Here is a 15354-nt window from a genome sequence, read left to right as displayed (position 1 = left end):
CGGTCGTTGGTGGCGGGCCCATGCGACCGCTCAGCGCGCTCCCTCGCGCCGGCGGGCAGCAGTGGCGAGTGCCCCGGGGCCCGCGCGTCGCGCCGTGCATCGCGCGGCCGCGTCGGTCGCAGCTGGCGCGAGGTTCTGGAATGTTTCGCGCGGCCGCCTGGCATGACGCATCCGCTCGGCCATGGCGGGTCCGGCACGCCGGCCCGCCGACGGTGCGGTCCGGTGAGCCGACTTCAGCGTGATGGCGTCGCGCGGAAGGCCCACCGCCTGTTCAGGCGCTGGCACCCCGCGCCGCCCGCCCGCGTATCCAGAAATGCCGCGCGATGAAGAAGGCCAGCGCGGTCGCGGCGATGCCGCAGATGGTCCAGAACAGGCGTTCGACGCCGAGCCACGACCCCAGGAACCACCCCGCCGCCACAAAGGACCCGGCCCAGACGCCGGCGGCGATGAAATTCAGCACCGCGAAGCGCAGTTTCGGATAACCCGCCAGGCCGCACACGACCGAGGCCACGTTGCGCACGCCATACAGGAAGCGGAAGGACAGGATGAACAGCGTGCCGTAGCGCTCCAGCAACTGGTTGGCGCGTTCGACCTTAGGCTGGGATTTCGGAAAGCGCCGCAGGATGGCTGGCCCGTAGCGCCGCCCGAGGTAGAACCAGGTCTGGTCCCCGAGATAGGATCCGATCCAGACCGAACCCATCAGCAGCCATGGATCAACCAGCCCCATCGTGGCTCCGATGGCAGCGGCTGCGAGGACAAAGGTCTCACCTTCAAAGAATGCCCAGAGCGCAGCCGCAAGGTATGCGTAGTCGCCCCAATCGGCCCAGAGTTCGGCCAAGCCCGGAAGCCCCCAGTTCGTTGGCGTCACACTGCCCTGTCCGTGGCCGCAGGGAAATGGGAATCCTTTGCCGCGCTGCGTCATGCCGGCGGCCGGTGCACCCAACGCGTGGGCGGGTGGCGCGAGCATCGGCAGGCAGGGGCGTTGCGCTCAGCCGCCGCGCCAGATCCCACCCCCCCTGTGCGCGGCGATGCGCGACGCCGCCGGCCGCATCAATCGCCGGGCGCGGGCCAGTCCGGTCGCTCGAAACGCTGCACCTCCAGCGTATAGCCGGCCGGGTCGCGGAAGAAGAAGGACGTGACGCGGTAGGTCTCGGAATAGGCCGGGGCCTTGTCCGGCGTGACGCCGGCGGCGACCAGGCGGGCGTGCCAGCCCTCCACGTCCTGCGCCACGAAGGTGATGACGGCGCCGCCCTGCACGCGCGGGTTGTCGCTCACGCGCGGGCCGCGCGCGCGGCACACGCCGAGGAACGCCCGCCCGCCGGGGGCCGCCGCATAGATGCGGCACGACCCCTGGTCCTGCGCCAGCGGCAGGCCGAGCACACCCTCGTAGAAACGCCAGGATGGCTCGGGGTCCTCGGCATAGAGGAAGGTCACGTGCTGGTCGAAGGGTGCGGTCATGCACGCAGGATGGCGCCACCGCGCGCGCGTGCCAACCGGATGGACGCGCCGGCGCGGGCATCGCATGGTCGCGCCCGATGCAACGCGTCCTGCACTGGCTGATCCGGCACTGGGCGGTCACCGCCACCCTGCTGCTGCTGGGTTGCGGCGCGCTGGGGTATTCGCTCGCCGCGCCCGCCCCCCCGCGCGAGATCCGCATCGCCACCGGCACCGTGCCGGATTCCGCCTACACGGTGGCGGCGGAGGCCTATGCCCAGCGCCTGCAGGCCACGGGCTTCCGCGTGCGGCGCGTGCCCACGCAGGGTTCGGTCGCGAATCTCGAGATGCTGCGCGCGCGGCAGGTCGATGTCGCGCTGGTGCAGGGCGGCATCGCCGACCCCGAGCGCGATGCCGGGCTGGAATCGCTGGGCGCGGTCTTCGCCGAGCCGGTCTGGGTCTTCCTGCACGCCGACCGGGGCCTGGAGCGGCTGGCGGATCTGCGCGGACGGCGCGTGTCGGTCGGGCCGGAGGGCAGTGGCACGCGAGTCCTGGCGCTGGCGCTGCTGGCGGCGAACGGCATCGACGCGACGGAGTTCGAACCCCTGCCGCTCGGCGGCGCGGCGGCGGCCGCGGCGCTGGCGGAGGGCAGCATCGATGCCGCCATCCTGGTCTCGGCCTCGATCAGCGGCGGCGTCGCCACGCTGCTGCGCGAGGGCCCGGCGCAGCGCCTGGTCGACTTCGCGGAATTCGCCGAGGCCTACGCGGTGCGCCTGCCCTTCCTGTCGGTGGTGCGGCTGCCGCGCGGGGGGGTCTCGCTCGCGGCCGACCTGCCCGACCGGGCCCATACGCTGCTGGCGCCCGTGGCCTCGGTGGTGGCGCATCAGGACATCCACCCGCAGGTGGTCTCGCTGCTGGTCGGCATCATGCAGGAGGTGCACCGGCCGCGCACGCTGTTCGCCGCCGAGGGCACCTTCCCGAACGCCCTGGCGCAGGACCTGCCGATGAACGCGGATGCCGAGCGCTACTACGCGCGTGGGCGCACCGTGCTGCAGCGCTGGCTGCCCTTCTGGGTCGCGGTCTGGGTCGAACGGCTGCTGTTCGTGCTGCTGCCGGTGCTGGGCCTGGCACTGCCGCTGATCCGCTTCGGCCCCGCGCTGTATGCGTGGCAGATGGAGACGCGGGTGTGGCGGCACTACGAGACGCTGCGGCGGATCGAGGCGGAGGCGGAACGCGACCCCGACGCGACGGCGCGCGCCGCGCTGCGCGGGCGGCTCGAGGCGCTGGAGGGGCGCGTGGCTCGGCTTGCGCTGCCGGTGAACTATCGCCGCCATGTCTTCGCGCTGCGGCGGGACATCGCCTACGTGCGCGCGCAGCTGGACCCCGCCGGGCCCGGCGTGGATGCACAGACCCGTTGAGTTCGCGGCACGATCGCGCCAGCCTGCACGCCATGCCGGATTCGACAGACCTGGGGGATACGGGCCGATGAGCGACTTCGCGAACAAGATCACCAGCCAGCTTCCGCTGAAGGAGCCCGCCTGGCTGAAGGAATTCAAGGCCTTCATCATGCGGGGCAACGTCATCGACCTGGCGGTCGGCGTCGTGATCGGCGCTGCCTTCACCGCCATCGTGACATCGCTGGTCGAGGACCTGCTGAACCCGATCGTGGGCATCCTGATGGGCGGGATCGACTTCTCGAACCTGTTCGTCGTGCTGTTCGGCGAACGGCGCGCGTCCCTGGACGCGACGCGCCAGGGTGGGGCCTCGGTGCTGGCGATCGGGTCCTTCCTGAACGCCGTCATCAAGTTCGTGATCGTCGGCTTCGCGGTGTTCTGGCTGGTCAAGATCCTGAGCAAGCTGCAGGCCTCGCAGGCGGTCGAGAAGGCGACCGCGGCGCCCGCGCCGACCGCCTCGGAGAAGCTGCTGGCGGAGATCCGCGACGAGTTGAAGGCCGCGCGCGGCGCCACGCCTCCACCGCCCGGCTGAACGCGGCGGCGCCGGCCGCCGTCATGCGGCGCGGCATGCTGCGCACCGACAGGCCGCAGGCCTGATGCCCACCGACAGGCCACAGGCCTGGCCCAGCCGAGGACATGCCCGGTGCCGAACTACGACCAGTCCAACGCGCTGCTCGCGATGCACACGACGCTGGCCGACTGGCCGGCGGTCCTGACGGAACTCGAGGGCGAGGACCGGCTGTCCGCGCCCTTCGTCTACCGCATCCGCTTCGCGACCGAGGCGCCGGTCGCCGCGGTGAAGGCCCTGGTCGGCACCGAGGTGACGCTGTTCTTCGGCGAGGCGGATGCGGAGGGGCCGGAGGTGCTGCGGCGCCGCCCGGTCAACGGGCATTTCCGGCGCATATCGCGCATCGGGCGCGTCGGGCGCGACGGCGTCGTGCTGGAATGGCAGGCCGAGGTGGTGCCGCGGCTGTGGTTCCTGTCGCAGATGTCGGGCTTCCGCATCTTCCACGACCAGACCATCCCGCAGATCGTCGCGACCGTGCTGTCCGAGCAGGGGATCGACTTCGCCGACCGCATCGTGGTGCCCGAGGCCTACGGCACGCTGGAATACTGCGTGCAGTACGACGAAAGCGCGCTCGACTTCATCAGCCGGCTGATGGAGCACGCGGGCATCTTCTACTGGCACGAGCACACCGACGTGGCGCACACGCTGTGCTTCACCGACAACAACAACAACGTGCGCATGCCGCACCCGCCCTTCGACACGCTGTCGGTGGGTGATGGCGTGCTCGACCGGCTCGAGGACCACTACAGCTTCCGCACCGGAACCTGGACGGTGCGCGACCATAATCTCACACGTCCCCAGCGCGCCTGGGACAAGACCGAGGCCTTTGCCGACGTGGCCGGCGCTGACCCCGCGGTGGTCGAGCGCCTGGTGCGCGCCGAGCGCTACCGCTACCCGGGCAACTACATGGCGCGCCTGCGCAGCAGCACCGATGGCGGCGCGCAGGGCCAGATCGGCCAGGCGGATGCCGACCTGATGGCGACGCGGCTGATCGAGATCGAGGAATCGCACTGGGAACGCTGGACCGGCGCGAGCGCGGCGGCGGGACTCGATGCCGGCACCAAGGCGCATTTCGACACCGACACCGAGGCCGGCGCGGCCGACTACCTGGTGACCGCGATACGCCACCGCGTGCAGGACCAGACGTGCTGGACGGCGGACGAATGGTCGATGCGCCACCCCGGCAGCACCGAGCAGCCCGAGCCGACCCTGTCCAACACCTTCGACTGCATGCCCCATGCGGTGCCCTTCCGGCCCGACCGCGTGACGCGCAAGCCGAAGGTCGGCGGCGCCCAGACCGCGCTGGTGGTCGGCCCGGCGGGCCAGGAGATCAATGTCGACGAATTCGGCCGGGTGCAGGTGCAGTTCCCGTGGGACCGGCCCGCACCAGGCGAACCGGTGAGCGCGAGCGCGGTGTGGATCCGCGTCTCGCAGGGCTGGGCGGGCGGGGGCTGGGGGCAGGTCCACATCCCGCGCGTGGGACACGAGGTGATCGTCGATTTCCTCAATGGCGATCCGGACCGGCCGATCATCACGGGCACGGTCTACAATGCGGACAACGCGGTGCCGCACGCGCTGCCGGCGCATGCGACGCGGTCGGGCATCCGCACGCGATCGACACCCGGCGGCACGGCGGACAACGCGAACGAGCTTCGCTTCGAGGACGCCATGGGCGCCGAGCAGGTGCTGCTGCACGCCGAGCGAGACTACGTGGTCGAGGTCGAGAACAACGAGACCCGGACGGTCGGAATGGGCGAGGGGACGGGCAACCGGACGGTTGCGATCAAGGCGAATGACTTCGCGAAGATCGGCGGCGACCAGACGGTGGAAGTGGACGGGAATGTCACGGAGACCATCAAGGGCAACGAGACGATCACGGTGACCGGCAGCGTGACCGAGACTATCGGCGGAACGCTCACCATAGCCGTCACTGGCGACGTCAACGTGTCGTCGGAAAGCAGCATTACCGTCAAGGCGCCGACCATTACGACGCATACGGGCCACCACAATAAATATACAGACACCTATAATTGGGCCATGGGCGTAGGATACGGGAGTTTTTATGCAACAGTCAACTATCAAGCGCTCGCATCCACCAATATCTATGCCGTATCCGCAAATCTTGTGGCAGCTTCGTTCACGTCTGGTTTGTTTTCTTTCAATGCCGTGGCTGGACAGATAAATCTTGGCGCGTGGTCCTATTCGAATAAAGCTATATCATATGAAAAACGACTCTGCAAAATAGAAGATTCGATCGATGGATTGGCAAATTACGTCGTTGTCGTCACTCGCGCCGAAGTCAACGTTGTGGCATGATGCAATGAACGGCCAGCGGAGGCCTCTGTTGCCGCCCCTTCCACGCAAATGAGGACCGAAAAGCCCTTCGCCCTCGGCCTGATGACCAGGCCCTCCGAGTTCCGCCGGCGGCACTACCTGAGCGTCGCAGCGCTCAGCTTCTGCCCGATGGGCGAGGAGCCGGCGCTGCTCGGCGAAATCGCCATGTGGAAGTTCCTGCCGGAGGTGCTGCCGCCGACGCAGCCGATCGACATCGCCCTGCCAAAGCCGGCGGCCGAGTTCCTGGTCACCGGCAGCGCCTTCGCCCCGCGTGGCGAAGCCGTGCGCGCCCTCACGGTCAGCGTGCGCCTCGGCACGCTCACGCGGCGCCTCGGCGTGGTCGGCGACCACCACATCGAGGACGGCGTGCCGACCGACCCCACCCCCTTTGCCGAAATGCCGCTCGGCTGGGACCGCTCCTATGGCGGCCCGTCCTTCGCCGAGAACACGCTCGGGCGCGGCATCGCCGAGATGCCCCTGCCGGGGATCGGCCATCGCGTCGCCCTGCCCAACATCGTGCTGCCGGCCGGCAGCGCCGCGCATGGCAGGCCGCATCCGGTCAATCTCGGTGCGATGGACCTCGCCTGGCCGCAGCGCGCGCGCCTCGCGGGCACCCATGACCAGGCCTGGCTCGAGGAGGATTTCCCCGGCTTCGCGCGCGATGTCGATTTCCGCATGGCCATGGCGGCACAGCCCGAACAGCGCTTCGCGGGCTTCCTCGTAGGCGACGAGGACTACGCCATCACCAACATGCACCCGGAGGAACCGGAGCTCACCGGCCGCCTGCCCGGGCTGCAGCCGCGCATCCTGGTGCAGCGCCGCGGCAGCGATGACTTCGAGGACGTGCCCCTGCACCTGACCACCGTGTGGTTCTTCCCCGCGCACAAGCGCCTCGTGATGGTCCACCACGGCACCGTCCGCACCGAGGAGGAGGATGCGCGCGACCTCACCGCCCTGCTGGTGGGCGCGGACCGCATCGGCGCGCCGCGCCCCGTCGCGGCGTTCGAAGCGGTCTATGCGGCGCGGCGTGACCCGGAAAACGGCCTGATCGCCTCACTGGACGAGGCCGCGCTGGTTCCCGCCGACGTTCTGCGCCCCGATCCCGCGCTCGAGGACCTGCGCCGCAAGCTCTCCGAGGAAGGCCTGCCGCAGCGCCGTGCCCGCGCGCGCATGGAGCGCGACTACGCACGACAGCGCGCACACCTGGTCGAACGTGGCATCGATCCCGACGCCCATGGCCTGGCACCACCGCCACCGTACGAACCGCTGCCCTCGCTGCAACACGTCCCGGCCTATATCGCCGCGAAAGCGCGCGAGGCCGAGGAGAAGCGCATCGAGGCCGAGGCGCAGGCGAAGCGGGAGCAGGACGCAGCGGCCGCTCGCATCATCGCTGCCGGCGCCGCGCCGCCCGACCTCACGCGCAAGCCCGCCGGACCGCCGCGGCTCGACGGCCCCGACCCGCGCGCGCGCCTGGATGCCCGCATCGCCGAGCTCGAGGCGCAGGGCCTGCCGACCGAGACCGAGCGCCGCCTGCGCGACGACCCCACCCTCGCGCGCCAGGCCGCGGAATCGGAAGGCAATCTGCGGCGTGGCTACCTGATGGCGGCGGACATGCAGGACCCCGCGCCGCGCATCGATGACGCCGCCTCCGCTGCGCTGCGCGCGCGGCTGATGGATGGCACGCGCACCGCCGTGAGGCTGGACCTGTGCGGCGCCGACCTGGCCGGCATGGACCTGGCCGGCTTCGACCTGACGGAGGCCTGGTTCGATGGCGCCGACCTCAGTGGCGCGGACCTGTCGGGGGCCACCCTTGATGGCGCCGTGCTGGCGCATGCGCGGCTCGATGGCGCGAAGCTGGTGGGCGCGTCGTTGGAAGGTGCGAATCTCGGCCGCGCGCGCTGCGACGGCGCCGACCTGTCCGACAGCAACCTGCGTGACGCCATCCTGCGCGACGCCGACCTGCGCGGCGCCACGCTGCATCGTGCGGAGATGGCGGGCGCATCCCTGACCGGCGCGCTGCTCGAAGGTGCCGACATCAGCGGGGCGCACCTGCCAAACCTGTTCATGCAGGACGCCTCGCTCGCCGGCCTGCGCGCCGCGGGCGCCGACCTGGACAGCGCGGTGCTGATCCGTGCCGGGCTCGACGGCGCCGACTTCACCGGTGCGAAGCTGGCCTCCGCGACCTTCATCGGCGTGACCGGCGATGGCGTGGTGTTCGACCACGCGCATCTGGAACGGGCGGTCTTCGTGCAGGATTGCGTGCTGCGCGGCGTGCGCTTCGGCGGCGCGGTGTGTGACGGCGCCAACCTGCGCGGCACGGTGCTGGATGGCGCGGTGTTCGATGGCGCATCATTGGCGGGCACCGACCTGTCGGATTGCAGCCTGCATGGCGCGTCCTTCGACCTGGCGCGCGCGCGTGGCGCTCGCTTCACCGCGGCCGCACTGCACGGCGCGCATCTGACGCGCGCGGACCTGGCGCAGGCCAGCCTGGCGCGTGCCGACATCCGCGCGGCGAACCTCAGCGACACCAGCCTGTACGAGGCCGACATCGCGCGCGTCCACAGCGACGAGGCAACGCGCATCGAGCGCGTCCAGCGCACCCGCACGCGCATCCATCCGCGCCGGACACCCGCATGAGCCGCGCCGAGATCGAGGCCCTGGTGCGCAACGGCGAGATCATCGGCGCCGAACACGCCTGGACCGGCATCGACCTGTCCGGCGCGGACCTGTCGGGCGGCATCTTCGACGGCGCCGGCCTGGTCGGCTGCAACCTGGCCGGGGCCGACTTCACCGAGGCGCTGCTGCACGGCGTGCGCCTGGATGGTGCGAACCTGGCCGGGGCGAAGCTGGCGAAGTCCAGCTTCGCCGATTGCTCGATGTCGCGCGCGGATCTCGCCGACGCCGACTGCACTGGCTGGATCGCGAACGGCACCGGGCTGCGCGGCGCCAACCTCACCCGCGCCAACCTGTCCGAGACCAATATCGTGCAGTGCCGCCTCACACGCGCATCCTTCGTCGGCGCATCGCTGCTGCGGGCCAATGTCGTGCGGTGCCGCACCGACGGGATCGACCTGTCCGGCGCCGACTGCACCGAGATGGCACTGGTCGAGGCCGACCTCACGCGCGCGGTGCTGAACGGCGCGCGCTTCTTCCGCACCAACTTCGTCAAAGTGAGTTTCGCAGGGCTGAACCTGCGCGGCTTCGTCGCAGCGCTGTGCCACTTCAACGACTGCGACCTGACCGGCTGCAACCTTTCGGGGGCCGACCTGACGCAGGCGGTGATGGCCAAGGCGAAGGCGGCCGGGGCGGTGTTCGAAGGGGCGCACATGGCCCGCGCAGTGCTGGTGGACGCCGTGCTGGCGCAGGCCGTGCTGCGGCGCGCGGACCTGACCAACGCCATCCTGCAGGGTGCCGACCTGTCCGATGCCGATGCACGCGGAGCCCGGATGGTGCAGGCGGTCTGCGTGGGCATGTCGGCGCCGCGCGCGCGCCTGCAGGATTGCGTGATGGATGCGGCCGACCTCAGCCATGCCGTGCTTGATGGCGCGGACCTGAGCGGCGCGTCGCTCGCGCGCACCAACCTGCACGCGATCCGCGACCTGGATGCGCTGATCCCCGACCGCCGCCACGCCCTGCCGCCCGACGACGACCGCCTCGAGGCCGAGACCTGGCAGCAACGCTTCGCCACACCCACGGAGACATCGCGATGAACGCCGTGACCCCCATCGCGCCGCTGGCCGGCGCAACCACCGAGAGCGCGCGGGTCATCGCCCAGGAGGGCGAGGCCTTCACCATCCTGCGCGGCCCCGAGCGCGAGACGGCGCTGCGCGCCTTCTCCTGCCTGGTGGAACCGGCGGCGGGCGACCTGGTGCTGATCGGCAGGGCCGAGGGGCAGGCCTTCATCCTGGCCGTGCTGGCGCGCCGCGGCGCGGCACCGATGCGCCTGGCAGTGCCCGACGGCGCGACCATCGCGGCGCCGCAGGGGCGCATCGCGATCGAGGCCGGCACCTTCGACCTATGCGCCGACGCGACATCGGTCACGACGCGCAGCATGGCGGTCACGGCGGGGCAAACGGATGCGAGCTTCGGGCGCATCAGCCTGCTGGCCGAGGCGATCGAGACCATCGCCCAGCGCATCATCGGCCGCTTCCGCCGGTCGGTGCGCATCGTCGAGGAGAGCGACCAGTTGCGCGCGCGGCATGTCGACCAGCGCGCCAGCGGCCACATGCACCTGCGCGGCGATGCCGTAACGCTGCAGGGCAGCGCGCTGGTGAAGCTGCGCGCCGACCAGATCCATCTGGGCTGAGGGTCCGCGCGCGATGTTCGCCAATTGCCAGATGGGCGGCATGGACCTGGCCTTCCCGGACGTATGCCTCACGCCGGCGGTGCCGGCGCCGCTGCCGATCCCCTACCCCAACATCGCCGAGGGGCCGACGGCGGTGCCGAGCCAGTTCAAGACCATCATCGGCGTCGGCCCGATGCATACCATGGCGACTGTCACGCCGATCACGAACGGCGACAATGCCGGCGTGGCGATGGGGGTCGCGTCGGGCACGGTGATGGGGCCGTCGCGGCACATGCTGGGCGCCTTCACAGTGCTGGTCAGCGGCGCGCCGGCCACGCGCCTGACATCGATGTCGCTGCAGAACAGCACGAACATGGTCGGCGCGCGCATCGTGCCGAGCCAGGTGAAGGTCATCATCCTCGCGCCGTGAGGCGCGGCCCGTAGGAACTGCGCCGTGAGGCGCGGTGCGTCGCAATTGCGCCGTGAGGCGCGGTGCGTCGTCTGTGTGCCGTGCGGCGCGCAACACGCGGGCACGTCGTCACGCGCGACATCGCGAAGACTGCAGCGGGCAGGCCCGGGGCCGGCGCGTCAGCCCAGCCGGATCGTCCCCGCCCCCAGCAGCGCAGCCAGTCGCGCCGAAACCGCCACCTGCGCCGCCGCATCAAGGCCCAGCACCGCCAGCACCCCTGCCGCGAGCTCCGCCTCCGTCATCATGGGGCGTGCGGCGAGCAGCGCCTGCGCGGCAGCGGCGATCTCGGCCGGCGGCACCGCCGCGGCGCGGCGAAGATGCGCGGCCGCCGCACGCCGGTCGCGCGGGACGATCTTGGTCGTGGCCATCGCGAGGACACCCGCGCTGTCGGTCACGCCATGCTGCGCCTTCGCGATCGGCAGCGCCTGGCGGATCGCGTCGCGCTCCTTCGCGGTGAGCGCCTCGCGCCCCGCCAGCAGGCGCAGGCGTTCGGCCAGGCTGTCGGCGGTGATCGGCGCCTCGACCGCGACGATCTCGCCGATCGCCCCGGCCAGCGTCGCGGCGGGCAGCGCATCGAGCATGCCTTGCGGTAGCGCGGCGGCGGCTTCGCGATAGGTCTCGGCGATGCCGGGTTCGGGCGGCGGCGCGGCGGGGGCGGCTTGTGCCGCCGGCGGGGGTGTCGCGCCCAGCGCGGTGATGACCTTCGCCGCTTCCGCCGCCGGCTGGGCATACCAGGCGAGCGACCAGGCACGGGTGAGCTTCCAGCCCATCATCTCAAGCGCGCCGGGGCGGCCGCGCTCGCGGTCGCGGGCGCAGCGCAGCGCCGCCCAGTCGCCGGCATCGGCCTCGATGCCGAGCTCGTAGCCCTGGTCGCCGCGCGCAGCGACATCGAGGAACAGGCCGGCCAGGCCGACGCGTTCGACCGGCTCGCGCCCCGCCTCGCGCACCGCCTCGGCGATGGCGGTCGCGATGGCGCCGCCAGTCGCACCACCGCCGGCGCGCGGGGCAGCGGCCGGGCCGGCGGCGAAGGCCAGGAAGGTCTTGAGCGCTGCGACACCGCGGCCGGAAGCGCGTTCGGTGTCGATGTCGTCGGCGGAGATGCCGCTGAACACGATGCATCGCTTCTTGGCGCGCGTGATCAGCACGTTGAGGCGCCGCTCGCCGCCTTCGGCACTGAGCGGGCCGAAGCGCATCGCGAGCCGCCCGTCCTTGTCGCGCCCATAGCCGACGGAAATCAGGATCGCGTCGCGCTCGTCGCCCTGCACGTTCTCGAGGTTCTTGACGAAGAAGGGCTCGTCCGCATGGTCGGCGAAGTAGGCGTCGGCGGAGGGGTCGGCGCGGCGCGCGGCCTCGATCGCGTCCATGATCGCGTCGCGCTGCTTGATGGAGAAGGCGGCCACGCCGAGCGTATCGCCGGGGGTTTCCCTGGCGTGGCGCATCACGGCTTCGGCGACCGCGGCGGCCTCGGCGCGATTGGTGCCCTCGCCGGTCTCCCAGGCGCCGTCCACCCGCACCAGAGACAGGCCGAGTTCCGCCGACCGCGGGCGCGGGCTGGGCAGCACCAGCAGGCGGTTCTCGTAGAATTCCTGGTTGGAGGTGGCAATCAGGCTCTCGTGCCGGGACCGATAATGCCAGCGGAGCATCGCACGCGGCACGCCCCGCGCGTTGCACAGGCCCAGGATGGATTCGACATCGCGCGCGGCGACCGCATCGGGCGCGTCCTCGGGCGGCGTGTCGTCCTCCTCGTTGGTCATGCGCTGGAAGAAGCGGGTCGGCGGCATCTGCCGATCATCGCCCACCACCACCACCTGACGGCACCGCGCGATGGCGCCCAGCGCATCGACCGGTTCCACCTGCGAGGCCTCGTCGATCACCAGCAGGTCGAAGGACAGGCCCGGGCGCAGGCCGTGTGGTGGTGCGAGGAACTGCGCGACCGACAGCGGCGACATCATGAAGATCGGCTTGGCCTGCTGCACCGCGGGTGCGGCGCGGAGCAGCAATTCGCGCACCGGCAGGTGGCCGCGCTTCTTCTCCATCTCGCCACGGATCACGGTCATGCCCGGCGCGCCGTCGCGCACGACCTTGACGCGGTCGGCATGGGCGCGGGCGGCCTCGCTGCGGGTGAGTGCGACGCGCGCGCGGTCCGCTTCGCGGAATTCCGTGACCAGGCGGTCAAAGGCGGAGGCGTCGAAGGCCGCGAGGTCGGGATGCTGCGCGGATGCGGCGCGCAGCAGGCCTTCATGCAGCGCATAGGCGAAGGCGTCCTCGGCGGCCTCGGGCGGCAGGCGCCCGTCCTGCAGGCGCTGCACGATCGCGTCCAGCCCCTGCGCTTCCGCCAGCGCGCGCCGCCAGCCCTGCCAGAGCGGCAGCGCCTCAGGCCGCTCCGCCCAGGCGCCAAGGCGGTCCGCGATGGCGGCGAAGGACGGATCCGCGGTACCGAAGGCCGCGACGGGATCGAGGCCGGTCGCCTGCTTCAGCTCCGCCCAGGCGGCGGCACCGGCTTCCAGCACGGCGGCGTCGCCGGTGGGCGCATCGGCGGCCAGCGCCGCGGCGGCGTCCGCGCCGTGCTTCTGCCGCCAGAGGATCAGCGCGGACATCATCGACGGGTCGGTGTCCTCGCCGCGCCAGAGTCGCCCGAAAGCCGCCGCCCCGAGCGCGCCGCCGTTGCGCACGCGCTGGCGCGCGGCCTGGCCGTCGATGGCCGCCACGATCGCGGCGAGCGGGTCGGCCGCGCCATCGCGCACGACGCGCGCTGCGACCTCCTGCGCTGCCCGGCGGCCGGAATTGAGGAATCCGAAGAAGCCACCGGAGGCAGCCAGCCCCGCGCGCGCTTCCTCGAGCCCGCTCACATCGAGCGCGCCGGGCTTGAGGCGCGGGTCGCGCTTCGCGATGGCGAGTTGCGCGACCGCTTCCGTCAACGACACCAGCGGCGCGGGATCGGCACGCCAGGCCGCGGAGCGCATCGCGTCCTTGTCGTGCGCGGGTGCCTCGCGCAGCGCGGCCGCCGATTTCAGCCGCGCGGTGATGCCGGCCGGCCCCGCACCAGCCCCGCCCGAGGCACCGGCCGCGGCGAAGGCGCGGATCCAGCCGGGCAGGCGCGCCATCAGCCGGTCGGCATCCGCCGGGCCGAGATCCGCGCCCACGCCACGCCAGGGGTCGTGCGCGCCATCCGCCTCGACCGCGCGCGCGGCGAGGTCGCGCACGGCGTCGCGCTTCGCGGCGATGGTGGCGCCATCCCAGGCCGCCACATCGAGCGTGAAGTCCGGCACCGGCGCGCCGCCGCGGCGCAGCCCGACCAGCGTGCCGATCACCTCGTGCAGCGGGATGCCCGATGCGCCGGCATTCGCGCGCATTGCAGCGGCGTGGCGGTTGAGCCGGCCGCGCAGCGTGGCCAGGCGGTCGATCACCGCCTCGCGGTTCGGGCGCGGCGGTGGCGGCAGGGCGAGGGTCGCGCGCAATTCGTCGAGCACGGCGCGCTTCGACTGCTTTTCGCTGTGCAGTTCGAGGCAGGCGGCGCCGAGGCCGATATTCTCGAGCCGCCGCTTCACGACTTCCAGCGCGGCGAGCTTCTCGGCCACGAACAGGACCGTGCGCCCGTCGATCACTGCCTGTGCGAGGATGGTCGCGATGGTCTGCGACTTGCCCGTGCCGGGCGGGCCCTGGATGACCACGTGGCCGCCGCGGCGGACGGATTCCGCGGCCAGGGCCTGCGACCCGTCCATGTCGACCACGTGGTCGAGCCGTTCGACGGGGATCTCGGCATCCACATCGGCGTCATCGGGGAAGGCGGGCAGCGTGTTGAGCGCGGCGCCGCCGACCAGAGCCTGCACCAGCGGATGATCGGCGAGGCCAGGGTTCTCCTCCGGCCCCAGGTCGCGCCACATCAGGAACTTCGCGAAGGAGAACAGGCCGAGCGCGAGTGCATCGGCATCGACCGACCAGTCAGCGCGGTCCTTGACCGCGGCGGCGACGGCCTCGGCCCAGGCGGTGGGGTTGTAGGCGGCGTCGTCGAAGGCGGGCAGCGCGGTGCCGAAATTCACCTTCAGCATTTCGCGTAGGCTGAGGTTCTCGGCGATCTCGGTCGTACCGGCGCGCAGGCGGAAGGTCTGGGAGACGCCCTCGCGCTCGATCGTGACAGGCAGCAGCGCGAGCGGCGCACGGCGTTCGGTGGTGGGTGTCGCGGGGTCGCGCCAGGACAGCACGCCGAGCGCGAGATACAGCGTGGGCACGCCGGTTTCCTCGCGCGCGGTGCGCGCATCGGTCATCAGGTCGCGCAGGCGGCGGGCGAGGTCGCTCGCGGGCAGGCGCACGCGCAGCAGGTCGTCGCGCTGCCAGTCCTCGCGCGTGGCCTTGCCGTCGGCCTTCGCCACACCTTCGGCCTTGGCGGCGGCCTTGGTGGTGCGCTTGCGGGCGCGCCTGGGCTTGCCCTCGCCCTCCGCGACCGGCTCGGCCGGCGGGTCGTCGCCGGCTGCCTCGAAGCCGAAGGCGCGGCCGGCGGCCAGGGCGGCGGCGACGAAATCCGCATCCTCGTCGTCCAGGATCACCACGCCGCGCGACCGCCCGGGCTTGGGCAGCGCGAGCAGGCGGTTGCGGGTGGAGAGGTCGAGAAGGGCGCGGCGCGCTTCCTCGAGGGCCTGGCGAAGGTCGGTCATGGAGGAGAGTGGTCCGTCCGCTTGGGCGTGTCGGTGAGGGCGAGGGGCAAGCGATCCAAGGGATACCAGAGCAGAAGCCCCGGCGCGCCAGGGATCACGGCGGCCCATGCAGCAATCCCCGCAGCCGCGGCGGTGGCCGGCATCGCACAGGCCCCCGC

The 15354-nt window shown here is 71.8% G+C and carries 10 protein-coding genes; 7 read left to right on the top strand and 3 right to left on the bottom strand.

Annotated features, from left to right (window positions below):
• Positions 1-271: 271 nt before the first annotated feature.
• Both MWM08_RS06750 and MWM08_RS06745 read right to left on the bottom strand, forming a co-directional pair.
• Entirely contained in the window at positions 272-868 is a 597-nt protein-coding gene (locus tag MWM08_RS06750; protein ID WP_244458698.1) for a DedA family protein, read from the bottom strand.
• Positions 869-1050: 182 nt separating this feature from the next.
• A complete protein-coding gene (locus tag MWM08_RS06745; protein ID WP_244458697.1) occupies positions 1051-1458 on the bottom strand; it encodes a VOC family protein in 408 nt (135 codons plus the stop codon).
• A gap of 77 nt (positions 1459-1535) precedes the next feature.
• Here MWM08_RS06745 and MWM08_RS06740 point away from each other — a divergent pair, with 77 nt between their 5' ends.
• The 7 genes from MWM08_RS06740 (at position 1536) to MWM08_RS06710 (ending at position 10505) form a co-directional block, all read left to right on the top strand.
• Positions 1536-2852 (top strand): TAXI family TRAP transporter solute-binding subunit, encoded by a 1317-nt coding sequence (locus tag MWM08_RS06740; RefSeq protein ID WP_244458696.1) that lies wholly within the window; start codon positions 1536-1538, stop codon positions 2850-2852.
• Between the two features lie 67 nt (positions 2853-2919).
• Positions 2920-3420: a large conductance mechanosensitive channel protein MscL gene (gene mscL, locus MWM08_RS06735; protein WP_244458695.1), complete on the top strand. Its 501-nt coding sequence runs from the start codon at positions 2920-2922 to the stop codon at positions 3418-3420.
• A 111-nt stretch (positions 3421-3531) separates the two neighbouring features.
• The gene (locus MWM08_RS06730) at positions 3532-5772 is read left to right on the top strand and encodes a type VI secretion system Vgr family protein (RefSeq protein WP_244458694.1); all 2241 of its coding nucleotides are present in this window, start codon (positions 3532-3534) and stop codon (positions 5770-5772) included.
• A 48-nt stretch (positions 5773-5820) separates the two neighbouring features.
• Positions 5821-8427 carry a DUF2169 family type VI secretion system accessory protein gene (locus MWM08_RS06725; RefSeq protein WP_244458693.1) on the top strand — a complete coding sequence of 869 codons (2607 nt, stop codon included), beginning with the start codon at positions 5821-5823 and terminating at the stop codon, positions 8425-8427.
• Positions 8424-9500, top strand: a complete 1077-nt coding sequence (locus tag MWM08_RS06720; RefSeq protein ID WP_244458692.1) for a pentapeptide repeat-containing protein — start codon at positions 8424-8426, stop codon at positions 9498-9500. Before MWM08_RS06725 ends, MWM08_RS06720 begins: the two co-directional genes overlap by 4 nt.
• A complete protein-coding gene (locus MWM08_RS06715) occupies positions 9497-10096 on the top strand; it encodes a DUF3540 domain-containing protein (RefSeq protein WP_244458691.1) in 600 nt (199 codons plus the stop codon). Before MWM08_RS06720 ends, MWM08_RS06715 begins: the two co-directional genes overlap by 4 nt.
• A gap of 13 nt (positions 10097-10109) precedes the next feature.
• Positions 10110-10505: a DUF4150 domain-containing protein gene (locus MWM08_RS06710; protein ID WP_244458690.1), complete on the top strand. Its 396-nt coding sequence runs from the start codon at positions 10110-10112 to the stop codon at positions 10503-10505.
• Positions 10506-10663: 158 nt separating this feature from the next.
• Here MWM08_RS06710 and MWM08_RS06705 read toward each other — a convergent pair whose 3' ends face one another.
• The gene (locus tag MWM08_RS06705) at positions 10664-15196 is read right to left on the bottom strand and encodes a DUF4011 domain-containing protein (RefSeq protein WP_244458689.1); all 4533 of its coding nucleotides are present in this window, start codon (positions 15194-15196) and stop codon (positions 10664-10666) included.
• Positions 15197-15354: the final 158 nt, after the last annotated feature.

The organism is Roseomonas fluvialis (assembly GCF_022846615.1).
Lineage (GTDB): Bacteria > Pseudomonadota > Alphaproteobacteria > Acetobacterales > Acetobacteraceae > Neoroseomonas > Neoroseomonas fluvialis.
The sequence above is the reverse complement of the archived record's forward strand: the minus strand, read 5'-3'. Positions and strand labels throughout refer to the sequence as shown.

Bases quoted from the DNA above. Each gene is read 5' to 3' on its own strand.
- MWM08_RS06710 (WP_244458690.1), top strand. From the start codon at position 10,110: ATGTTCGCCAATTGCCAGATGGGCGGCATGGACCTGGCCTTCCCGGAC.
- mscL (WP_244458695.1), top strand. From the start codon at position 2,920: ATGAGCGACTTCGCGAACAAGATCACCAGCCAGCTTCCGCTGAAGGAG.
- MWM08_RS06720 (WP_244458692.1), top strand. From the start codon at position 8,424: ATGAGCCGCGCCGAGATCGAGGCCCTGGTGCGCAACGGCGAGATCATC.
- MWM08_RS06740 (WP_244458696.1), top strand. From the start codon at position 1,536: ATGCAACGCGTCCTGCACTGGCTGATCCGGCACTGGGCGGTCACCGCC.
- MWM08_RS06725 (WP_244458693.1), top strand. From the start codon at position 5,821: ATGAGGACCGAAAAGCCCTTCGCCCTCGGCCTGATGACCAGGCCCTCC.
- MWM08_RS06745 (WP_244458697.1), bottom strand. From the start codon at position 1,458: ATGACCGCACCCTTCGACCAGCACGTGACCTTCCTCTATGCCGAGGAC.
- MWM08_RS06705 (WP_244458689.1), bottom strand. From the start codon at position 15,196: ATGACCGACCTTCGCCAGGCCCTCGAGGAAGCGCGCCGCGCCCTTCTC.
- MWM08_RS06715 (WP_244458691.1), top strand. From the start codon at position 9,497: ATGAACGCCGTGACCCCCATCGCGCCGCTGGCCGGCGCAACCACCGAG.